20 protein-coding genes and 2 pseudogenes are annotated in these 20,192 nt (G+C 69.7%); 15 read left to right on the top strand and 7 right to left on the bottom strand.

All coding sequences use genetic code 11. From position 1 onward, the window contains the following. Positions 1-19 precede the first annotated feature (19 nt). A complete protein-coding gene (locus ACFYO8_RS21030; RefSeq protein WP_354868473.1) occupies positions 20-784 on the top strand; it encodes an SDR family oxidoreductase in 765 nt (254 codons plus the stop codon). Between the two features lie 56 nt (positions 785-840). Continuing rightward, positions 841-1,623, top strand: a complete 783-nt coding sequence (locus tag ACFYO8_RS21025; RefSeq protein ID WP_354868475.1) for a class I SAM-dependent methyltransferase — start codon at positions 841-843, stop codon at positions 1,621-1,623. Positions 1,624-1,716: 93 nt separating this feature from the next. Here ACFYO8_RS21025 and ACFYO8_RS21020 read toward each other — a convergent pair whose 3' ends face one another. Beyond that, entirely contained in the window at positions 1,717-2,808 is a 1,092-nt protein-coding gene (locus tag ACFYO8_RS21020) for a UDP-N-acetylmuramate dehydrogenase (protein ID WP_354868478.1), read from the bottom strand. Positions 2,809-2,878: 70 nt separating this feature from the next. Here ACFYO8_RS21020 and ACFYO8_RS21015 point away from each other — a divergent pair, with 70 nt between their 5' ends. The 6 genes from ACFYO8_RS21015 to ACFYO8_RS20990 all read left to right on the top strand — a co-directional run bounded on the left by ACFYO8_RS21015 (position 2,879) and on the right by ACFYO8_RS20990 (position 9,409). Continuing rightward, positions 2,879-3,634 (top strand): maleylpyruvate isomerase family mycothiol-dependent enzyme, encoded by a 756-nt coding sequence (locus tag ACFYO8_RS21015; RefSeq protein ID WP_354868480.1) that lies wholly within the window; start codon positions 2,879-2,881, stop codon positions 3,632-3,634. Between the two features lie 177 nt (positions 3,635-3,811). After that, complete coding sequence (locus ACFYO8_RS21010; RefSeq protein WP_354868482.1) at positions 3,812-5,119, top strand: extracellular solute-binding protein; 1,308 nt, start codon at positions 3,812-3,814, stop codon at positions 5,117-5,119. A 70-nt stretch (positions 5,120-5,189) separates the two neighbouring features. Then, positions 5,190-6,179: a sugar ABC transporter permease gene (locus tag ACFYO8_RS21005; protein ID WP_354868484.1), complete on the top strand. Its 990-nt coding sequence runs from the start codon at positions 5,190-5,192 to the stop codon at positions 6,177-6,179. Continuing rightward, complete coding sequence (locus ACFYO8_RS21000; protein ID WP_354868486.1) at positions 6,176-7,009, top strand: carbohydrate ABC transporter permease; 834 nt, start codon at positions 6,176-6,178, stop codon at positions 7,007-7,009. The genes ACFYO8_RS21005 and ACFYO8_RS21000 overlap by 4 nt, the downstream gene beginning before the upstream one ends. Next, entirely contained in the window at positions 7,006-8,382 is a 1,377-nt protein-coding gene (locus ACFYO8_RS20995) for a GH1 family beta-glucosidase (RefSeq protein WP_354868489.1), read from the top strand. Before ACFYO8_RS21000 ends, ACFYO8_RS20995 begins: the two co-directional genes overlap by 4 nt. Before the next feature lie 19 nt (positions 8,383-8,401). Beyond that, the gene (locus ACFYO8_RS20990) at positions 8,402-9,409 is read left to right on the top strand and encodes a LacI family DNA-binding transcriptional regulator (protein WP_387189612.1); all 1,008 of its coding nucleotides are present in this window, start codon (positions 8,402-8,404) and stop codon (positions 9,407-9,409) included. Positions 9,410-9,454: 45 nt separating this feature from the next. Here the strand turns inward: ACFYO8_RS20990 and ACFYO8_RS20985 are convergent. Continuing rightward, positions 9,455-10,238, bottom strand: a pseudogene (locus tag ACFYO8_RS20985) (transposase family protein). A 331-nt stretch (positions 10,239-10,569) separates the two neighbouring features. On the opposite strand from ACFYO8_RS20985, the gene ACFYO8_RS20980 reads away from it, so the two are divergent. Together ACFYO8_RS20980 and ACFYO8_RS20975 are read left to right on the top strand one after the other, a co-directional pair. Then, positions 10,570-10,848, top strand: a complete 279-nt coding sequence (locus tag ACFYO8_RS20980; protein ID WP_354868494.1) for an SUKH-4 family immunity protein — start codon at positions 10,570-10,572, stop codon at positions 10,846-10,848. A gap of 387 nt (positions 10,849-11,235) precedes the next feature. Beyond that, positions 11,236-11,940, top strand: coding sequence for a hypothetical protein (locus tag ACFYO8_RS20975; RefSeq protein WP_387257415.1), 705 nt, complete (start codon positions 11,236-11,238; stop codon positions 11,938-11,940). A gap of 320 nt (positions 11,941-12,260) precedes the next feature. Here ACFYO8_RS20975 and ACFYO8_RS20970 read toward each other — a convergent pair whose 3' ends face one another. Then, positions 12,261-12,890 carry a hypothetical protein gene (locus ACFYO8_RS20970; protein WP_354868500.1) on the bottom strand — a complete coding sequence of 210 codons (630 nt, stop codon included), beginning with the start codon at positions 12,888-12,890 and terminating at the stop codon, positions 12,261-12,263. Between the two features lie 255 nt (positions 12,891-13,145). On the opposite strand from ACFYO8_RS20970, the gene ACFYO8_RS20965 reads away from it, so the two are divergent. After that, positions 13,146-13,439, top strand: a complete 294-nt coding sequence (locus ACFYO8_RS20965) for a hypothetical protein (protein ID WP_354868502.1) — start codon at positions 13,146-13,148, stop codon at positions 13,437-13,439. A 19-nt stretch (positions 13,440-13,458) separates the two neighbouring features. Here the strand turns inward: ACFYO8_RS20965 and ACFYO8_RS20960 are convergent, their stop codons facing one another. Continuing rightward, on the bottom strand, positions 13,459-14,124 hold the full coding sequence (locus ACFYO8_RS20960) for a hypothetical protein (protein ID WP_355015058.1): 666 nt from the start codon (positions 14,122-14,124) through the stop codon (positions 13,459-13,461). A gap of 296 nt (positions 14,125-14,420) precedes the next feature. Between ACFYO8_RS20960 and ACFYO8_RS20955 the strand changes: the two are divergent. Both ACFYO8_RS20955 and ACFYO8_RS20950 read left to right on the top strand, forming a co-directional pair. After that, positions 14,421-15,205, top strand: a pseudogene (locus tag ACFYO8_RS20955) (transposase family protein). Positions 15,206-15,289: 84 nt separating this feature from the next. Next, positions 15,290-16,195: a GNAT family N-acetyltransferase gene (locus tag ACFYO8_RS20950; RefSeq protein ID WP_354868507.1), complete on the top strand. Its 906-nt coding sequence runs from the start codon at positions 15,290-15,292 to the stop codon at positions 16,193-16,195. Here ACFYO8_RS20950 and ACFYO8_RS20945 read toward each other — a convergent pair. Then, positions 16,188-16,706 (bottom strand): O-acetyl-ADP-ribose deacetylase, encoded by a 519-nt coding sequence (locus tag ACFYO8_RS20945; protein WP_354868510.1) that lies wholly within the window; start codon positions 16,704-16,706, stop codon positions 16,188-16,190. The two genes, ACFYO8_RS20950 and ACFYO8_RS20945, sit on opposite strands and share 8 nt — an antisense overlap. 1 nt (position 16,707) lies before the next feature. Next, complete coding sequence (locus ACFYO8_RS20940; RefSeq protein ID WP_354868513.1) at positions 16,708-17,499, bottom strand: EI24 domain-containing protein; 792 nt, start codon at positions 17,497-17,499, stop codon at positions 16,708-16,710. Between the two features lie 40 nt (positions 17,500-17,539). Here ACFYO8_RS20940 and ACFYO8_RS20935 point away from each other — a divergent pair, with 40 nt between their 5' ends. Beyond that, the gene (locus tag ACFYO8_RS20935) at positions 17,540-18,535 is read left to right on the top strand and encodes a helix-turn-helix transcriptional regulator (protein WP_387189784.1); all 996 of its coding nucleotides are present in this window, start codon (positions 17,540-17,542) and stop codon (positions 18,533-18,535) included. Here ACFYO8_RS20935 and ACFYO8_RS20930 read toward each other — a convergent pair. Beyond that, positions 18,526-19,440 (bottom strand): SDR family oxidoreductase, encoded by a 915-nt coding sequence (locus ACFYO8_RS20930; protein WP_184688879.1) that lies wholly within the window; start codon positions 19,438-19,440, stop codon positions 18,526-18,528. The two genes, ACFYO8_RS20935 and ACFYO8_RS20930, sit on opposite strands and share 10 nt — an antisense overlap. 76 nt (positions 19,441-19,516) lie before the next feature. Here ACFYO8_RS20930 and ACFYO8_RS20925 point away from each other — a divergent pair, with 76 nt between their 5' ends. Then, complete coding sequence (locus ACFYO8_RS20925) at positions 19,517-20,188, top strand: DNA polymerase beta superfamily protein (RefSeq protein WP_363927471.1); 672 nt, start codon at positions 19,517-19,519, stop codon at positions 20,186-20,188. The last annotated feature ends 4 nt before the right edge of the window (positions 20,189-20,192 follow it).

Genomic DNA, 20,192 nt, shown 5'->3' with positions numbered 1-20,192 from the left:
GACGGGAGACAATGACCGGATGACTTCAGTCGCCATCGTCACCGGGGCGTCCAGCGGCATCGGCGCGGCCACCGCCCGCCGGCTCGCCGCCGAGGGTTTCCATGTGCTGGCCGCCGCCCGGCGTACCGACCGGCTGGCCGCGCTGGTCGCCGAGATCGAGGCGGCCGGCGGCGCGGCGACAGCGGTGGCCTGCGACGTGACCTCGGACGAGTCGGTGGCCGGCCTGGCCGCCGCCGCCGAGGCCGCGCCCGGGCCGGTCACGCTGCTGGTGAACAACGCCGGCGGCGCGCGCGGCCTGGACCCGGTCGAGTCCGCCGACGTGGACGACTGGCAATGGATGTACGACGTGAACGTGCTCGGCACGCTGCGCGTCACCAAGGCGCTGCTCCCGGCGCTGGAGCGCTCCGGCACCGGCACGGTCGTCATCGTCAGCTCCACCGCCGGGCACGTGGTCTACGAGGGCGGCGGCGGCTACACGGCCGCCAAGCACGCGCAGACCGCGATCGCCGGCACGCTCCGGCTGGAACTGTGCGGCCGGCCGGTCCGGGTGGTCGAGATCGACCCCGGCATGGTGAAGACCGAGGAGTTCGGCCTGGTCCGCTTCGGCGGCGACGCCGACCGGGCCGAGGCGGTGTACGCCGGAGTCGCCGAGCCGCTCGTGGCCGACGACGTGGCCGACTGCGTCGCCTGGTGCGCGACCCGCCCCCACCACGTCAACATCGACCGGCTCGTGGTCCGCCCGCTGGCTCAGGCCGCGCAGCACAAGGTGCACCGGACGTCGTGAAGCGCGAGGAGTGAGCCGGTCTTGCGAGCCCCGCAGTCGCTGACCCGGAGGCACTGATGGAGCGTCCGCTCGGCGTGGCCACCCGGGGCACCACCAACCCCAACCGGCTCCGGCGGGTGGACAACTGGATCGTCGAGACCTGCGGCGACGCGCTGCGCGCCGCCGCCGACCCGCTCGTGGTGGACCTGGGCTACGGCGCCACCCCGGTCACCCCGGTCGAGTTGCGGGCCCGTCTCGCGGCCGGGGTCCGCGCCGACGTGCGGGTGGTCGGCCTGGAGATCGATCCGGTACGCGTCGCCGACGCCCGTCCCGCCGCCGACCCACCGGGGCTGACGTTCGCCCGGGGCGGCTTCGAGCTGGCCGGACTGCGTCCCGCGCTGGTCCGGGCGTTCAACGTCCTGCGTCAGTACGACGAGAGCGAGGTGGCCGACGCCTGGCGTACCGTCACCGGGCGGCTCGCGCCAGGCGGGCTGCTGGTCGAGGGCACCTGCGACGAGCTGGGGCGGCTCGGCTCGTGGGTGCTGCTGGACGCCGGCGGCCCGCGCACGCTCACCCTGTCGGCGAAACCGGCCACGCTGGAGAGCCCGGCGACGCTCGCCGAGCGGCTGCCCAAGGCGCTGATCCACCGCAACGTGCCGGGTGAACGCATCCACGACCTGATCGAGGCGCTGGAACACGCCTGGCGCTCGGCCGCCGGTTACGCCCCGTTCGGCCCTCGCCAGCGCTGGCTGCGTACGGCCGCGGCGGTGAAGGAGGCGGGCTGGCCGATCCAGGACACCCCCCGCACCTGGCGTCACGGCTACCTGACCCTCCCCTGGCCCGCCGTATCCCCCCGCTGACGTTGATCTTGCACTTGCTGCCCCGGCAAAGCGGGCGAATCATCCGCGCCGAGGGCCGAAAGCGCAAGATCGCCGGGGTGGTGGGTGAGCGGGTCAGATTGTGCAGTTTATGAGGACTGGTTCGGGGTGCAGGGGCACGCCGAAGCGGGACTGCACGCCGTCGCGGATTTCCCGGGCCAGCGCCACCAGCGCGGCAGTGCTTGCGGTGCCGGAGCGGTTGGTGAGCGCCAGCGTGTGCTTGCTGGAGATGGCGACGCCCTCCGGGCCCGCGTACCCCTTGCCGAACCCGGCCTTGTCGATCAGCCACGCCGCGCTGAGCTTCACCGTGCCGTCGGCGCCCGGCCAGTGCGGCGGCTGCCCCAGGTCGGCGGCACGTTCCCGTACCTGCTCGAACGCCTCAAGCGGCAGCACCGGGTTGGTGAAGAACGAGCCCACCGACCAGGTGTCCGGGTCGGCCGGGTCGAGCACCATGCCCTTGCCGGCGCGCAGCTCGCGCACGGTGGCCCGGGCGTCGGCGAGCGGCACCCGGTCGCCCACCTCGACGCCGAGCGCCCGGGCCAGTTCGGCGTAGCGGACCGGGCCGGAGAGCGGGGACCGGGTGAGCCGGAAGTCGACGGTGAGCACCACCCAGCGGTCGCTGTACTTGAAGATGCTGCCCCGATAGGCGAACCCGCAGTCCGCCGCGGCGATCCGCACCACCTCGCGGCGAGTGCGGTCGTACGCCTCGACGGCGACGATCGTCTCGGCGACCTCCTGGCCGTAGGCGCCGACGTTCTGGATCGGGGTGGCGCCGGCCGACCCGGGGATGCCGGAGAGGCACTCCAGCCCGGACCAGCCGCGTTCGACGGTGGCGGCGACGAGGTCGTCCCACGGCTCGCCGGCTTGCACACGTACCGTGACGGTGTCGCCGTCCTCGGCGACGGTCTGGAACCCCCGGGAGCGGACGAGCACGACGGTGCCGGGGAAGCCCTGATCGCCGATCACGACGTTGCTGCCGCCCGCCAGGACCAGCACCGCCTGTTCACGGGCTTCCGCTTCCTGCACCTTCAGTACGATCTGGGCGGCATCCCCGGCGACCTCAAGCCGCCCGGCGGGGCCGCCGAGCCGGAGCGTGGTGTAGCGCGCCAGGGTGGCCGGATCGGTCGGGTCGCCGGCAGTCGCCGGTTCGGCGTAGACGTCTGACACGCCTTTCACCCTAGGCTGAGGGGTAGCCGGAGCACCCACTGGTGGCCCGGTCACCCCCGGGAGGATGGCGATGAGCAGACTGCACCACACGAAGGACTTCTGGATCGGCGCGCTGCGCGCGGAGGGCCCCGCCTTCGCCACGGCGGTGACGGAGGCTCCGCCCGAGACACCCGTGCTGTCCTGTCCCGGCTGGACGGTCACCGACCTCGCTCATCACCTGACCCGCGCTTACCTGTGGGTGGGCACCGTGCTGACCGCCGGCGGGACGACCCGCCCGGAGCGGCACGACCCGGAGCCGCCCGCGGGCCTGACCGCGGCGCAGTGGTACACGCGGGAGTACGAGCGGGTCAGCGCGCTGCTGGAGGCGACGGATCCGGAGGCGCCGGCCTGGAACTTCGCGCCCCAGCCGAAGAAGGCGGCCTTCTGGCCGCGCCGGGTCGCGCACGAGACCGCCGTGCACCGCTGGGACGCCCAGCTCGCGATCGGTGCGGGTGATCCGATCGAGGCGAAGCTCGCGGCCGACGGGGTGAGCGAGGTGCTGGACACCTGGCTGCCGGCGGGACGGCGCGTGCAGCCCGGGCAGTGGCACGGCGTGGTGCATCTCAGCGCGACCGACGCCGCGCAGGAGTGGTACCTGCGGTTGCGGGGCGAGGGGGTCGCGCTGCTGGACACCGCGACGATCCTCGACCACGACGACCACCGGGCGCGGGCGCAGGTGTCCGGCACGGCGAGCGATCTGCTGCTGGCGTTGATGGGCCGGATCAGCTTCGACGCGCTGGACGTGGCGGGTGATCCCGCCCTGCTGGGCGGCCTGCGGGCCGGCTGACGAGGGGCACCCGGCGGAGAGGGGCGGCGACCGCCCCTCTCCTTCTTTTTCACAACCGCTGAGAGCGCTCTCTTGACAAGGTCCACGGGGCTCCCCCACGCTGTCGTGAGAGCGCTCTCTTGGTTCCGGAACCGCCCTCCACCACCCGATACGACGACCCGAGAGGTCAGGACAGCCATGCTCACCTTCACGCGCCGCCGCCTGGCGGCGGTGGCCCTGGTCGCCGCCACCGCGTTGCTCGGCACCACCGCCTGCGGCGGCGACGACGACGCCGCCGCCGACGGGCCGATAACGCTCACCGTCGATGTCTTCGGCCAGTTCGGTTACGCCGATCTCTACCAGGAGTACATGGCCAGCCACTCCGGCGTGAAGATCGTCGAGCGCGGCACCGGCGGCAACCTCGACGAGTACTCGCCGAAGCTCACCCAGTGGCTCGCCGCGGGCAAGGGCGCCGGTGACGTGGTCGCCATCGAGGAGGGCCTGCTCGTCGAGTACAAGGCCAACCCGCAGAACTTCGTCAACCTGCTCGACCACGGCGCGGCCGACCTGAAGGGCAACTTCCTCGACTGGAAGTGGAACCAGGGGCTCACCGCCGACGGCAAGCAGCTCATCGGCCTCGGCACCGACGTCGGCGGCATGGCCATGTGCTATCGCAAGGACCTGTTCGCCAAGGCCGGCCTGCCCACCGACCGGGAGGCGGTGTCCAAGCTCTGGCCCACCTGGCAGGACTACATCAAGGTCGGCGAGCAGTTCACCGCGAAGAAGACGGGTGCGGCGTTCCTGGACGCCGCGACGAACACGTTCAACACCATCCTGCTCCAGACCGCCGGTAACAGCAGCGGCTACAGCTACTACGACACCGGCAACAACCTGGTCGTGGGCGGCAACCCGGCGGTGAAGCAGGCGTACGACACCACGATGGACATCATCGACTCCGGGCTCTCCGGCAAGTACGGCTCCTGGTCCGAGGAGTGGGTGTCGGCGTTCAAGCAGTCGAAGTTCGCCACCATCGCCTGCCCGGCCTGGATGACCGGCGTCATCGAGGGCAACGCGGGTGCCGCCGCCAAGGGCAAGTGGGACATCGCCCAGATCCCCGGCAACGGCGGCAACTGGGGCGGCTCGTTCCTCGCCGTGCCGAAGCAGAGCAAGCACCAGGCCGAGGCGATCGAGCTGGCCAAGTTCCTGACCAGCGCCAAGGGTCAGATCGGCGCGTTCAAGGCGAAGGGTCCCCTGCCCTCTTCGCCGCAGGCGCTGGAGGACCCGGCGATCGTCGACTCGAAGAACGCCTACTTCTCCGAGGCGCCCGTCGGCAAGATCTTCGCCACCGGCGCCAAGAGCCTGAAGCCGGTCTACATGGGACCGAAGAACCAGGCCGTACGCACCGAGGTGGAGAACGCCGTCCGCAGCGTGGAGCTGGGCAAGCGCTCCCCGGAGCAGGGCTGGACCGACGCGGTCGCCAACGCCGAGAAGGCCGCCGCCAAGTAACCCGAGCAGCGCGTGCGGGCGGCCACCCGGCCACGGGGGCCGCCCGCACGGCGGAAAGGAGTCCCGGGTCATGGCCGTCCAGCTCGACGCCCGCCCGCCGGTCGCACCGGCACCCCGCCCCACCCGTCCCGGCCTGGGCAACCGGCTCAGCCGGCTCGACACCAAGTACTCGCCGTACCTGTTCGTCGCCCCGTTCTTCCTGCTGTTCGGCGTCTTCGGGGCCTATCCACTGGCATACACGTTCTGGGTCTCGCTGCACGACTGGGACCTGCTCGGCGCCGAACACCCGTTCATCGGCTTCGACAACTACACCCAACTGCTCGCCGACACGGACTTCTGGCACTCGGTGGTGAACACGCTGGGCATCTTCGTGATCTCCACGGTCCCCCAGTTGCTCGCCGCGCTCTGGCTGGCCAACCTGCTCAACCGGCAGTTGCGGGCCCGTACGACCTGGCGGATGGCGGTGCTGATCCCGAACGTCACCTCGACCGCCGCCGTGGCGATCGTGTTCGCGGTGCTGTTCGGCCGCGAGTTCGGCATGATCAACTGGCTGCTCGACCACATCGGGATCAACGCGATCGACTGGAAGGCGAACCGGTTCGCCGCCTGGATCGCCATCTCGACAATGGTCGACTGGCGCTGGACCGGCTACAACGCGCTGATCTTCCTGGCCGCCATGCAGGCCATCCCCCGCGACCTGTACGAGTCGGCGGCGATCGACGGCGCCGGCCGGGCCCGGCAGTTCTGGTCCATCACCGTGCCGCTGCTCAAGCCGACGATCATCTTCGCGGTCATCATCTCCACCATCGGCGGCCTCCAGCTCTTCACCGAGCCGCGCATGTTCAACTCCGGCACCAACGCGATCCGCGGCGGGCCGCTGCGGGAGTCCCAGACGGTGACCATGTACATGTTCGAGAACGCCTTCGCGCCGCACTACAACTTCGGCTACGGCTCGGCCGTCGCCTGGCTGCTGTTCGCGTTGATCGCCGTGGTCGCGGCGATAAACGTCCTGCTCCTGCGCCGGCTCGGCGGCGGCTCCCGCAAGGAGGTCTCCCGATGACCCGCCTCTGGTCGGCAAGCCGGCTCACCTATCTGGCGCTGATGCTCTCGGCCGTCCTGTCGATCTTCCCGATCTACTGGATGTTCGTGGTCGCCAGCCGCACCAGCGACACGATGGGACAGGTGCCGCCGCCGCTCACCCCCGGCGGCAACCTGGGCGCCAACATCGCCCGCCTGTTCGACAACACCGACGCGTACTTCCTGACCGGTCTGATCAACTCGGCGATCGTGGCCACCACCGTGACGATCTCGGTGGTGTTCTTCTCCACCCTGGCCGGGTTCGCGTTCGCCAAGCTGCGCTTCCGTGGCCGCAACGCGCTGCTGCTGGTCATCGTCGCCACCATGATGGTGCCCACCCAGCTCGGCGTGATCCCGCTCTACCTGCTGATGACGAAGCTGAACTGGAACGACCGGCTGCCCGCCGTGATCGTGCCGGCGCTGGTCACCGGCTTCGGGGTCTTCATGATGCGCCAGTACGCCGGCCAGGCGGTCAGCACCGAACTGGTCGAGGCGGCCCGGATGGACGGCTGCAACACGGTGCGGATCTACTGGAACGTGGTGCTGCCCGCGCTGCGCCCGGCCGCCGCCGTACTCGGCCTGCTCACGTTCATGACCACCTGGAACGACTTCCTGTGGCCGTACGCGGTCCTGAACGACCCGGAGAACCCGACGGTGCAGTTGTCGCTGCGGGCCCTCTCCGACGGGTACTACCAGGACATGTCGCAGGTGTTCACCGGCACGGCCATCGCCACGCTGCCGCTGCTGCTGGTATTCATCGTTTTCGGCCGCCAGATCATCGGCGGAATCATGGAAGGTGCGGTCAAGGCGTGAGCGCGAACAGCGAGCTGCGATTCCCGGACGGCTTCGTCTGGGGGGCGGCCACCGCCGCGTACCAGATCGAGGGCGCCGCCCGCGACGACGGCCGCGGCCCGTCGATCTGGGACACCTTCAGCCGCACGCCCGGCGCGGTGCACGCCGGCCACACCGGCGACGTGGCCTGCGACCACTACCACAGGTACGCCGAGGACGTCGCGCTGATGGCCGATCTGGGGCTGCGCGCGTACCGGTTCTCGGTGTCCTGGCCGCGCGTGCGACCCGACGGCACCGGCCCGGTCGAGCCGCGCGGGCTGGACTTCTACGACCGGCTCACCGACACGCTGCTGGACGCCGGCATCGACCCGATCGTCACGCTCTACCACTGGGACCTGCCGCAGGCGTTGGAGGACCGGGGCGGCTGGACCGTCCGGGAGACCGCCGAACACTTCGTCGAGTACGCGCTGGCCGTGCACGGCCGCCTCGGCGACCGCATCCGCACCTGGACCACACTCAACGAACCGTGGTGCTCGGCCTACCTCGGGTACGGCTGCGGGCTGCACGCCCCGGGCCGGCGCGACGCCGGGGACGCCTTCCGGGCCGTACACCATCTGCTGCTCGGCCACGGCCTGGCGGCGCGGGCGTTGCGCGCGGCCGGCGCACAGACCCTCGGGATCACGCTCAACCTGGCCGACGTGCAACCCGCCGACCCCGCCAGCGCGGCCGACGCCGAGGCGGTACGACTGGTGGACGGCCTGCACAACCGGATCTTCCTGGACCCGCTGACCGGCGGCGGCTACCCGGAGGACATGCGGGCGCACCTGAGCCGGTTCACCACGCCGGACTTCATCCGCGACGGCGACGAGAAGGCGATCGCCGCGCCGCTGGACCTGCTCGGCCTGAACTACTACGCGCCGACCTATGTGGCCGGGCGGGCCGACGGCGCGGGCAGCGAGGTGTACCCGGGCACCGCCGGGGCGGTCGAGGTCCTCCCGGCGGCCGGACCGCTCACCGACATGGGTTGGGCGATCGAACCCGACGGGCTCACCCGGCTGCTGGAACGGGTGGCCGCCGACCACCCCGGGCTACCGCTAATGATCACCGAGAATGGCGGGGCGTTCCCGGACACCGACCGCGACGAACAGGGCCGGGTGGCCGACGCCGACCGGACCGCATACCTCGACGGGCACCTGCGTGCCGCGCACCGGGCCCTCGCCCGCGGAGTGGACCTGCGCGGCTATCTCGTATGGTCGTTGCTGGACAACTTCGAATGGGCCGAGGGTTACCGGAAGCGGTTCGGGATCGTCCACGTCGACTACCTGACCCAGCGGCGCACACCCAAGCGCAGCGCACGCTGGTACCAGGAGGTGATCGCCCGGAACGGGCTGTGACGAAATGGTGGGAACGGGGATGACGACGGCACAACGGCCGACCCTGGAGGCGGTGGCCCGGCGGGCCGGCGTGTCCCGGGCCACGGTCTCCCGGGTGGTGAACGGCTCGACCACGGTGGCCGAGCCGATCCGGCTGGCGGTGCGCCGCGCGGTCGAGGAACTCGGGTACGTCCCGAACCTGGCCGCGCGCAGCCTGGTCACCCAGCGGACCGACTCGGTGGCGCTGGTGCTGCCCGAGGCGGCCACCCGGGTCTTCTCCGACGACCAGGTCTTCCCGGGCATCATCCGGGGCGCGGCGCAGGAGTTGGAGGCGGCGGACAAGCAGCTCGTGCTGATGCTCGCCGGCTCACCGGCGGGGCACGACCGGGTCGAGCGGTACACCACCGGCCGGCACGTCGACGGGGTGCTGTTCGCCTCGCTGCACGGCGAGGACCCGCTGCCCGGCCGGCTGGCCCGCCTCGGCATCCCGGTGGTGTGCAGCGGGCGGCCGCTCGACGGCGCCGACGTGCCGTACGTCGACGTCGACCACACCGGCGGTGTGAGCACAGCGGTCCAGCACCTGATCACCAGCGGACGGCGGCGGATCGCCACCATCGCCGGGCCGCAGGACATGGTCGCCGGGATCGAGCGGCTGATCGGCTACCGCAACGCGCTCACCGACGCCGGGCTGCCCGAGCTGGTCGCGTACGGCGACTTCACCCGCGAGTCGGGCACCGCCGCGATGCGCGAACTGCTCGCCGCCGACTCGGAGCTGGACGCCGTGTTCGCCGCCTCCGACCTGATGGCGCACGCCGCCCTGCGTACGCTGCGGGAGGCCGGGCGGCGGGTGCCCGAGGACGTGGCGGTGATCGGGTTCGACGACATCGAGACGGCCGCGTACACCGAGCCGCCGCTGACCACGGTGCGCCAGCCGATAGTGGAACTGGGCCGATCGATGACCCGGCAGCTGCTGCGGATGGCGGCGGGCGAGCGGATCGAGCCGGCGCTGCTGCTCCCGACCGAACTGGTGCGGCGCGAGTCCGCGTAAGGAGGGGCCCCCTGTTAACGCATTCCGCATAACAGGGAGCCTTTTTCATCCTGCGTAGCGGTCCGCTTCGACGTGGTGCAGGGGCGAGGATGGCCTGCGTGATCGCGGTGGCTCGGCGGGGGCAGCAGCGCGGCTTGGCTAGGATTTTCCAGGTTTTGACGGTGGCGTTGGCGCGTTCACCGCGGGCGCGGATACGCGCGTGTGAGCGGTTGACCGCTTTCTGCCGACGGGACAGTTTCGGCCGGTGGCGGTGGCGTTTGAACGGGGTCCTGATGCTGCCGCGGGCGCCTTGGTATGCCTTGTCGGCGAAGGTCATCACGTTGGCGCTGCTCAGCGTGTCGATGATCTGGTGGGTGCGGGCAGCGGTCAGGTCATGGGTGGAACCGGGCAGGGCTGCGGACACCCGGATCAGCCGACCTGCTGGGTCGGCGATGACCTGCAGGTTCACGCCGTGGCGCCGGTGTTTCCCGGAGTAGTAGGGCTTCTGGTCGGTGACCCGGTCGACCGGGATCAGGGTGCCGTCGAGGATTGCGTACGCCAGAACGCGGATCCTGGCCATCGCGGTGTTCAGGTCATCGGCGGTCGCGGCGAGCAGGTCGACGGCCTCGCGCACGTACCGCCAGGCGGTGGCGATGCTGATCTGGAACCCCCAGGCCAGACGGGCGTAGGTGTCGCCGTTGCGCAGATGGGCCAGGGCGAGCAGGGCCTGCCGGCCGGGATCGAGGCGACGCCATCGTGATCGGTGCTGGTCGCGGTGGCGGCGGATGAGGTCGGAGAGGTGGTTCAGGGTTCGGGTGGACAGCGGAATCGCGGCAGGGTAAGACAGCACAGCGAGGCTCCCGGTTGGGGCATCGGATCTTGGTCGACTGCTGTCTTACCGGGAGCCTCGCCCCATGTCCACATCAGACCAAAGCCTTCCGCGACCTGCATCGCCACGATGAAAATGCCTCAAGGTAGACGTGAACCAATTGCAAGGAAGAGTAGCAGATCAGGAATCAGCGGATTCGCTGGTGAATGTCGGCCTACCAGAGCAGTTGGGTACGAGATTTTTCTCAGCGCGATCCACCGACGACTCATCACCAAAGGAGAAGGCACCCGGGAGCGCGGACGATCCGAGGTCATAGAAGTGGACGACATGTTTTCCCTCGGACCAGGACCGAATGCGGGGATCATCCTCCTCGACGGAGCCACAGGCACCGTCCACTCATGGATGGAGGGGACGCGCAAGGCTCATCAACAGCAAGCTGGACATATTCGTCGAATTCCTCCGCCGCATCCAGCTTGAGATCAACTCATTCGAGGAACAGGGCGGGCCCGAAGAAGAGCGAACAGATGGGTACGTGCAGCGCCTGCTGCGAGAAATCCAAGAGGTCGATCCGGAACCGTTTCCGCAGGCACGGAGCTCTTGGGAAACAATCTTGAAGGCCATCTTCGTGTAACCCGAGGCTTGCCTACAGGACGCTCGGCCTACACGTCGATCCTGCGGCGAAGATCGGTGGGGTACAGCGAGCCGGCTTCCAAGGGCATCTTCCTCGGTGAGGCCTACGTGAAACCCATGACGCCCACACCCGATTCTGAGCCGCTGCCGACGCTGGCATTGGACCTCTACATCCCTCCGTACGTTGCGAATGCGGGCATCAGGGGCGTCGGAACCGCCACGTTCAGGCTCGCCATCGAACACTTTACGACCGAGCACCGGGCCGTGGCCGACGATCGTTTACCCTTGGCCGATACGCCTCGAAGGAGCTCGGCCGCGGGCCCATCTCGGACAACCTCAGGGCATATGTCACCACCCGGCGGGACACCGCAACCCAGAGAAGGCAGCAATGGCGATTTGGACCTATCGGCGCGCGACGGAGATCCAGGCTTTCGATGGAAACCATCGATTTATATTCCGACTCAACCTGGCCGAGCCACTCTGGCCAGCGGTGCGTGACCGCCTGCGCGACACCCCTCTACTCCCTGAGTCGAGCAGGGGCAGCTGCTCCGATCAGATAATTGACGAGACCGGCATGGAAGCGCTTCTGGTCACGCTGGAACCGCTGTTGATTCAGTATCGCGACCGCAGCCTGTCGCGCGGGCGGCGCGGCACCTTTCGGAAGATCGCCGTCGTCGTTTCAGGTACGCAGTTGTGGCTCGATCCGAGAAGCTCGGAGGACGTCGAACTGCAACGATTGAACGCGCTGGTCGTTGCTATCCGTGAAACCGCCAAGTCGGCACCACCGCTGCACGCCCTCGTCATGCCGAACCTGGATGCCATCGCCTTCCGCCTTGCCACCATATTGCGAAACGATGTGACTGAGGCGACGCGAGATGATCTGCGGTCGCTGCTGCGGCAACGCCTCGACGAACTGCACAGTAGCGCCGATCACGAGGATGTCAGGAAATCTCGCGCCCGCGACATTGAACTCGCCCGCAGCCAGGCTGCCGTCGACGACACCGTCGCCTTCCTCGCGCAATGGCGCTTGATCGATGAGTCGCCGACTGGCGCCATCAGCGCGGCAGATAAGCTCCGCCACATTCTGATCTGAGATCAGCTCCTGAACTGTTGTCCGGCTTCGATTAGACCTTGGCCTGCTTGAGCCAAGCCTCCACTTCTTACCTGCGTCGTTGCCGGCGTTTCTTCTGTCACGCAGCGGTAGTCCACACCCGATCCTTGCCTTGATTTTGGGGATCTGGAACACCTTGGTATTTCTGTATTAGACCTGCTGAGAGAAGAGATCTCTCGTCCACCGGAAGATGAGCATTGTGCTGCGTTGGAGGCCCGTGCCGAGGCGCTGGCGAACCTGCGCGACGCCGAGCCCGACCACGAGCGTTCGGTCTGGACACAGAGATCAGCCTTCCCCATGGCTCAGGTGCGGCTTCTGCGCAGCAACTCCTCGATCAGGTCGACGAACCCCTTTGCGCGGTCGAGTGATTCATCGTCGATCGCGTCCGTGCCCCATGCCCGTTCCTTGTCTGCTTCTGCCTCCAAGCTCTCGAAAATGTCCGTGAAATACTCGTGCAGGACAGTTAACAAGGAACTTCCGAGGGAAATGAGGGCGGATCTGACATCCAGCGAGGCGGGGACGCGGTAAGTCACGCCGGGGACTCCGTGGACCGTATGGCGGCCGGCCGCGAGTTCACTCATCCGGTAGCAGACCAGGACGTCGCCGTGCCGGGCTTCCCTCCTGGTCAGGAAGGCCAGCGGAAACAGGTCCGAGTCGCGACGGAAGAGTTCCTTCTCGATGCTGTCCGACCCGGTCGGTTCGCGCGGTATCTCGATGCTGCCCGGACGTGGGATCAGTCGCCACGGCTGGATGGGGAATCGGATGGATGGCGCGCGTGTCCTGAGTTCGGAGTCGGCGATGATGAAGATCTCATCGGGCAGGTCGACGCCGTAGCATTGACGCAGGGCTTCGCCAGGGGGGGCACCCTGATCGTAAAGCATTTGTGCCTGTGTGGCGATGGCGGTGTAGGTGTCACGTCGTTCGGCTGCCATGGTTATTGTCCCGGGTCCTCGGCAATGATCTGGTCAGGATGGAACTCAACTTGCTCCAGGTTTCTTGGGACCTTGCTGAGGCGACCTACTTGGCGTACGTGGTGCGTAGGTCCCCGCCTCCGCCCGGCTTGTCCTGGGCGAGCCGGGCAAAGGAGTGGTCGATGATTCCACGGTTGGAAGGCTGTGAGATCTTCGGCTGCGTACCAGGAGAGGCCTTCCGAGCCCTTTGCGATCCGGTCCTTGCCATTCTCGGCGGTGGCGTGTCTGGTGCCCTTTGCCGGCCGTGGCGCGGACACTTCAGTCGTTGCCGCTCTCAACAATGTGGAGTGTCATCCGGCCGCCGCGGTGAGCGCCACCGGCGGGAGCAAGGGCAGCCTCGAGCTCGGCACGGCTGACCACCTGGCCTTGGACTTCTGGATCGCCGACTTGGTGGAGCTCGCTTCCGAATCGGAAGCCGTGCAGACGGTCCACGCCGGTTTGGCCGAGTGTGGCATCGATGTCGAGGCCGCCTGTACAAGGCCAACCCGGCGATCGTCTGTCGTGGATTGAGAGTGGGTTGCGAAAAGCATCACCGGTCCCACGGCGGAACCGGATTCTTCCAGTTGGTGCAAAGCCCTCTCTCGCTGCACTGATCGAGGACGTGATCGACCTGCGGTAGATCTTCCGGAAGATCTAGTTCGCCCAGGTCCAAGACGGTCATTCCCTGGAAAGCCGGGATGCTCAGTGCGCGTAAGGTTTGACCAAGATTGAGCGAGGCTTCGTCGATCTGAGTGCCGTAAGGGGTGCCGGCGATGACGAGCACGCGCTCGCGTGTCCGTTCCCAGGCGTCATCTTCGTCCTCGAAGGTAATGTCGTAGGCATAGCTTCCATGCGGGCCGGGAGAATGTGTTCCAGCGTCCTCGGGATCTGCTTTCAGGTCAGTTTGAACCTCGACGGCCCAGGTTAGTGTCAGTCGATCCTGCCAGTTGGCGGCGTGTGGATAATCCGAAAAGTATGTAGTCCTGTGCCGGTTGACGCACCAGTCGGTGACCTGCGTGTCGGGATGCGCGAGATCGGCCAGGAAATGAGTCATGCAGTCTGCGCTTCCTTCGTGCAGTTGAGTTAATCCAGCCGTTGTGACATAGAATCTGCAGTGCAGATTGCCCTGTACTGTTTCCCACTGAGGAAACCACAGTTTGAAGCTGAGTGGGCCGAGGTCCGGCGTCGTCGCGTCGGAGTTGGATTTCGCGGTCATGGTAGATCTCCCGGTCCTCTCGCTGGTGGTCGATGGCTGGCCGTCCACGATTGCTTGACATATCCGCCAGGTGTGGACTGTGGGTGCGCGTTCCTGGGCAGAGATTCCAGTTGGATCCCGGGTGAGGGCCGGCTGGGTTCCAGCTCGATCTTTCGGCGTTCAACTTGCCTCTGAGCCATTTTCATCGTGGCGGTGCAGGTAACGGGCGGTGTGGGAGGCCGGTGTCTATGCAGGGACGAGGCTCCCGGTAAGACAGCAATCGGCCAAGATCAGATGCCTCAACCGGGAGCCTCGCTGTGCTGTCTTACCCTGCCGCGATTCCGTTGTCCACCCGCAGCCTGAACCACCTCGCCCGCCCTCATCCGAACCCGCCGCCAGCAGCGACGGTCCCGGTGGCGACGCCTCGACCCCGGCCGGCAAGCCCTGCTCGCCCTGGCCCACCTGCGCAACGGCGACACCCTGACCTGCCTGGCCACCGGATTCGAGATCAGCGTCACGACCGCCTGGCGTGATGTCCGCGAGGCCATCGACCTGCCCGCCGCGACCGCCGGCGACCTGGCCACGGCCATGACCAGGATCCGGCTGCTCGCCTACGCAATCCTCGACGGCACCCTGATCCCGATCGACCGGGTCGCCAACCAGAAGCCGTACTACTCCGGAAAACACAAACGTCACGGAGTCAACGTGCAGGTCATCGCCGACGCAGCCGGGCGTCTCGTCTGGGCCTCGGCCGCGCTGCCCGCCTCGACGCACGACCTGAACGCCGCCCGCACCCACGGCATCATCGACGCCCTGACCAACGCCGACGTGATGACCTTCGCGGACAAGGGCTATCAAGGCGCCCGCGGCAGCGCGCGCACCCCGTTCAAGCGACGCCGCTTCCGGCCGAAGCTGTCACGCCGGCAGAAGGCCGTCAACCGCGCCCACACGAAGATCCGCGCCCGCGGCGAACGCGCCATCGCCACACTGGAAGACCTGGAAAATCCTGACAAAGCTGCGCTGCTGCCCACGCCGAGCGAGCGGCATCGTGCGGGCCATCCTCGTCCTGCACCACGTCGAAGCCAACCGATACGCAGGATGAAAATGGCTCAGGGGGCCCCTCTTAACCACCCGCCGCGCGTTAACCGGTCGCGGAGCGGCCGACGCGAGGGCTAGGGTCCGCCGGATGAGTGAAGCCACGATCCGTCCCGCCCGTGCCCAGGACGCGCCCGCCGTGGTGGCGTTGCGTGCGCTCGTCTATCCGTACCTGGTGCGCGGCGTCGTGTCGACCCGCCGCATGATCGCCGAACCGCCGCCCGGTGAGGGCTGGGCCGGCTGGGTCGCCGAGGCGGACGGGCAGATCGTCGGCTGGGTGTCGGCGTTCCGCAACACGCAGACCTCCACACCGGGCGTGGGTGAGATCGCCCTGCTGCACGTGCATCCGGAGCACCGCCGCCAAGGCGCCGGCACCGCGCTGTTCGACACCGCGCTCGGTCACCTGCGGACCCTCGGGACCACCCAGGTGCTCATCCACGCGCGTACCGAGTCGCTGCCGTTCGCGCAACGGCACGGCTTCACCCCCAGCCGGGAAATGCGCTACTCCGCGCTGGACCTGGACCCCGCCCCGCCGATGCCCGAACCGCCGCCGGGCGTACGGCTGCGGGCGATCGCCGGGCTCGACGCGCACCAGGTGCACCGGGTCGACGCGGAGGCGTCCCGGGACGAGCCGGGGGACGTGCCGACGGACTCCCTCGACTTCGAGCTGTGGCGGCACGAGTGCTGGGACAACCCGGGGCTGGACCGCAAGGCCAGCACGGTCGCCGAGGTGGGCGGCGAACTCGTGGCGTTGAGCCTGGTGAAGCGGGACGGGGACCGGATGTGGTCGGACTTCACCGGCACCCTGCCCGCCTACCGAGGGCGAGGGCTGGCCCGGCTGACCAAGCAGGCCGCACTGCACGTCGCCGCGCGGCGTGGGGTGCGGACCGCGTACACCTCCAACGACGAGGCGAACGCGCCGATGCTGGCGATCAACGAGCGGCTCGGCTACCGGCCGGTGGACAGCCAGTGGTCGTGCCGGCGCACGCTCACCTGAGCCCGGCGGCCACCCGCACCGCCGTGGCGTACGTGTCGGCGCCGAACAGCACCAGCCGGGCCTCGGTGACGTGCGCCGGCGTGGCCGCGTGCAGCACGGTGAGCGCCTGCGCCACCGCGTCCTCGACCGGCCAGCCGTAGATCCCGGCGGAGATCAGCGGGAACGCGATCCCGGTCGCGCCCAGCCCGTCGGCGACGCGCAGGCCGTTGGCGTAGCAGTCGCGCAGCAGCGCGGACCGGTCCTCGCGCGGCGAGAAGACCGGGCCGACAGTGTGCACCACCCAGCGGGCGGGCAGGTTGCCGGCGGTGGTGGCGACGGCCTGGCCGGTGGGCAGCCCGCGCCCGTAGCGGGAGGCGCGCAACGCCCGGCACTCCTCCAGGATCGCCGGACCGCCGCGCCGGTGGATCGCTCCGTCCACTCCCCCGCCGCCGAGCAGCGACGAATTGGCGGCGTTGACTATCGCGTCGACCTGCTGCGCGGTGATGTCCCCCTCGATCAGCACGGTGTCCATGTCAGCTCTCCTCGATCGGCTGGCCGAGCGAGCGGCGGGCCAGCAGGGCGGCCCCGGCGACGGCGGCCGGCATGACCAGCACCGCGCCGAGCGGGATCAGGAAACACAGGAAGACCGCCACCCCGAACCCCAGCGCGGTCGCCCGGTCGGCGCGCAGCCGCACCCGCCGGTCCGGCAGCCGCATCCCCCGCCGGTAGAACGGCGCGCCGACCAGCTCCAGCGCCAGGAGCCAGCCGCCCACCAGGGCGCCGACCACCGGCACCACCGTCTGCCCCACCACCGGGATGAAACCGGCCGCGAACAGCGGTACGCCGATCAGCGCGGACAGCGCCACCAGGCGCAGCGAGTCGGCGAGGCTGCGTCGCAGCGAGGACCAGAACGGCACGTCCACCGCACCGGGGGTGCCGCCGAGCCGGTCCTCGACCCGCTCCGAGATGGCCTCGTAGAACGGGTCACCGATGACCAGCGTGACGGCGGTGAACGTGAGCACCCCGACCAGCCCGGCGACCCCGACCACCGCCAGCCCGGCGGCGCCCCGCAGCAGGCCGCGCCAGGGCGACGACCAGTCGTCGGCGAACGGGGTCAGCCAGCCCGCCAGGTCGTCGACGAAGTAGAGCAGCGTGGCGAACAGGGCGACGTAGAGCGCGCCGGTGATCAGCGCCGGGATCACGCCGAGCAGCATCAGCTTCGGGCTGCGGACGTACATGCCGAAGCCGCGCAGCAGCAGCCCGGCGCCGCCGAGGAAGCGGGTGGCCGCGCCGGTGACGGGCGCGACGGTACGGGAGGCGTTCACGACGGCACAGCCTAATCTGCCGGTGCACCACAATGGGCCTGTGCGTGCGTCCCGGCTGATCTCGCTTGTGCTGCTGCTCCAGTCCCGGGAGACGATGACCGCCGCCGAGCTGGCCCGCGAGCTGGAAGTCTCCGAGCGCACCGTCTACCGCGACGTGCTGGCGCTCTCCGCCGCCGGTGTCCCGGTGTACGCCGACCGGGGCCGGGCCGGCGGCTACCGGCTGCTGGGCGGCTACCGGACCCGGTTGACCGGGTTGAGCCGGGACGAGGCCGAGGCGCTGTTCCTGGCCGGGCTGCCCGGTCCGGCCGGGGACATGGGGCTTGCCGACTCGGTGGCCGCCGCCGAGCTGAAGGTGCTCGCCGCGCTGCCGCCGAGCCTGCGGGACGCGCCCGCGCGCACCGGGCAGCGGTTCCACCTGGATGTGCCCGGCTGGTTCCGGGAGACCGCGCCGCCGCCGGCACTGGCCGAGTTGGCCCGGGCGGTCTGGCGGGACCGGATGGTCGAGCTGCGCTACCGGCGCGGGGACCGGGAGGTGACCCGCACGCTGGCGCCGTACGGGCTGGTGCTGAAGAACGGGGTCTGGTACCTGGTCGGCCGGGTCGGCGACGCCTGGCGGACGTACCGGGCGGACCGGGTGGTGGCGGTCGAGGTGAGCGCCGACGGCTTCGACCGGGACGAGGGTTTCGACCTCGGGGCGTACTGGCGGGGGCAGGCCGGCGCGTTTCTGCGGGAGCTGCTGCGGGAGCGGGTGACGGTGCGGCTCGGCCCGGCCGGGCTGCGGGCGCTGCAGCGCCTGGTGGACGCGCCGTTCGTCTACACCGAGGCCGTCGACGCGGCCGGGCCGCCGGACGAGCAGGGGCGGCTGGTGCTGCGACTGCCGGTCGAGTCGGTGGACGTGGCGTACAGCCAGTTGCTGGCGCTCGGCCCGGAGGTGGAGGTGCTGGCGCCGCCGCAGCTGCGGGCTCGCTTCGCCGAGGCGGCCCGCCGCGCGGCGGCGCTCTACACCGAACCGTCGAAGGACGCCGGTCAGCGGTAGCCGGCGTCGTCGGCCGGTTTGCCCGGCTTGACCACCTCCTCGTAGTAGCGGGCCCAGTGCGGGCGGGTGCCGTCGATGTCGGTGAAGCCGTACACCTGGGCCAGGCCGCCGCTGTCGAGGGACTGCCCGTTCCAGCGGGCCCGGTCCGGGTCGGCGGCCAGAGCGGCGACCGCGCGCCCGACGAACGCCGGCGTCTCCGACATGACGAAGTGCGGCTCGGTCTTCGCGCCGTCGCGCCAGGTGGCCTCGGTGACGCCGTAGTGTTCGAGCATCGCCTCCGAGCGCAGCCAGCCGGGCGTGAGCGCGACAGCTGTGCAGCCGTGCGGGGCCAACTCGTGCGCCTGGCTGAAGCCGAGCCGGTTCACCGACACCTTCGCCAGGTCGTAGAAGACCGACAGGCGGTACTCGCTGTCGTTGTGCTCCTTGGTGCCGTCGCCGACCTCGACGACCAGCCCGCCCGGGTTGCGGATCAGCAGCGGCAGCGCGAAGTGGCTGGTGATGATGTGCGTGTCGACTGCCAGCCGCAGCGTGCGGAACCCGGCGTCGAGCGGCTGCTCCCAGACCGGCTTCTCCCAGGTGATCAGCGGGTCCGCGCCCCAGACGTCGTTCACGAGCACGTCGAGGCGGCCCTGCTCGGCGTCGATCCGCTCGACCAGGGCGCGTACCTGTTCGGGGTCGAGGTGGTCGACCGCGACGGCGATCCCGGTGCCCCCGGCGGCGGTGACCAGCTCGGCGGTCTCCTCGATGGTCTCCGGCCGGTCCATCTCGGAGCGGCGCTCCCGGGTAGTGCGGCCGGTGGCGTAGACGGTGGCTCCGGCGGCGCCGAGCTGCACGGCGATCTGCCGGCCGGCGCCCCGGGTCGCGCCCGCGACGAGCGCGACAGTTCCGGTCAGTGGTGAGTTCATGGGATCACCGTGTAACAGATACCTGACAGCGGAAGTCCGGTTTCCCGGGAGACCCGGATGGGCGATCATCACCGGTATGCACCTGCTGCTGTCCGGGATCGTCGGCTCGGTCGCGTACGGGCTGGCCGGTCCCGGCTCGGACACCGACCGGCTCGGCGTGTTCGCCGCGCCCACGGTCGCGTTCCACGGCCTGCGCCCGCCCCGCGAGTCGGTCGTGACCACCGAGCCGGACGTCACCCTGCACGAGGCCCGCAAGTACGCGCTGCTGGCGCTGAGCGGCAACCCGACAGCCACCGAGCTGATGTGGCTGCCCGACGACTGCTACGAGACGCGTACCGCATTCGGCGAGGAGCTGATCGCCATCCGGTCGGCGTTCCTCAGCGCGCCCCGGGTCCGCGACGCCTACCTCGGGTACGCCGCGCAGCAGTTCCGCAGGCTCGCCGCCACCCCGACGGACACCGGTGGGCGACGGCGCTCGGCGAAGCACGCCCGGCACCTGGCCCGGCTGCTGCACCAGGGCCGGGCGCTGTACGCCACGGGCGTGCTGGAGATCCGCCTCGCCGACCCGGACTGGTTCCGCGCGTTCGGCGAACGGGTCGCCGGAGGCGCGCTGGACGATGCGCAGGCCCTGGTGGCGGACGCCGAGGCCGAGTTCGACCGGATCCGCTCGCCGCTGCCGGAGCGCCCGGACGAGAAGACAGTGGAACGCTGGCTGCTCGCCGTCCGGGCCGCTCACCTGCCGCGGTGACCGG

Source organism: Micromonospora sp. NPDC005257 (assembly GCF_042872445.1).
In the GTDB taxonomy this organism is placed as follows: domain Bacteria; phylum Actinomycetota; class Actinomycetes; order Mycobacteriales; family Micromonosporaceae; genus Micromonospora.
This window is presented reverse-complemented; position numbering and strand designations above follow the sequence as displayed.

Excerpts from the sequence above, each read along its gene's own strand:
- ACFYO8_RS21000 (WP_354868486.1), top strand. The coding sequence starts at position 6,176 with ATGACCCGCCTCTGGTCGGCAAGCCGGCTCACCTATCTGGCGCTGATG.
- ACFYO8_RS20930 (WP_184688879.1), bottom strand. The coding sequence starts at position 19,440 with ATGAACTCACCACTGACCGGAACTGTCGCGCTCGTCGCGGGCGCGACC.
- ACFYO8_RS20950 (WP_354868507.1), top strand. The coding sequence starts at position 15,290 with ATGAGTGAAGCCACGATCCGTCCCGCCCGTGCCCAGGACGCGCCCGCC.
- ACFYO8_RS20990 (WP_387189612.1), top strand. The coding sequence starts at position 8,402 with ATGACGACGGCACAACGGCCGACCCTGGAGGCGGTGGCCCGGCGGGCC.
- ACFYO8_RS20925 (WP_363927471.1), top strand. The coding sequence starts at position 19,517 with ATGCACCTGCTGCTGTCCGGGATCGTCGGCTCGGTCGCGTACGGGCTG.
- ACFYO8_RS20960 (WP_355015058.1), bottom strand. The coding sequence starts at position 14,124 with ATGACCGCGAAATCCAACTCCGACGCGACGACGCCGGACCTCGGCCCA.
- ACFYO8_RS21005 (WP_354868484.1), top strand. The coding sequence starts at position 5,190 with ATGGCCGTCCAGCTCGACGCCCGCCCGCCGGTCGCACCGGCACCCCGC.
- ACFYO8_RS21010 (WP_354868482.1), top strand. The coding sequence starts at position 3,812 with ATGCTCACCTTCACGCGCCGCCGCCTGGCGGCGGTGGCCCTGGTCGCC.
- ACFYO8_RS20980 (WP_354868494.1), top strand. The coding sequence starts at position 10,570 with ATGCGGGGATCATCCTCCTCGACGGAGCCACAGGCACCGTCCACTCAT.
- ACFYO8_RS21015 (WP_354868480.1), top strand. The coding sequence starts at position 2,879 with ATGAGCAGACTGCACCACACGAAGGACTTCTGGATCGGCGCGCTGCGC.
- ACFYO8_RS20975 (WP_387257415.1), top strand. The coding sequence starts at position 11,236 with ATGGCGATTTGGACCTATCGGCGCGCGACGGAGATCCAGGCTTTCGAT.
- ACFYO8_RS21030 (WP_354868473.1), top strand. The coding sequence starts at position 20 with ATGACTTCAGTCGCCATCGTCACCGGGGCGTCCAGCGGCATCGGCGCG.
- ACFYO8_RS21025 (WP_354868475.1), top strand. The coding sequence starts at position 841 with ATGGAGCGTCCGCTCGGCGTGGCCACCCGGGGCACCACCAACCCCAAC.
- ACFYO8_RS20945 (WP_354868510.1), bottom strand. The coding sequence starts at position 16,706 with ATGGACACCGTGCTGATCGAGGGGGACATCACCGCGCAGCAGGTCGAC.
- ACFYO8_RS20970 (WP_354868500.1), bottom strand. The coding sequence starts at position 12,890 with ATGGCAGCCGAACGACGTGACACCTACACCGCCATCGCCACACAGGCA.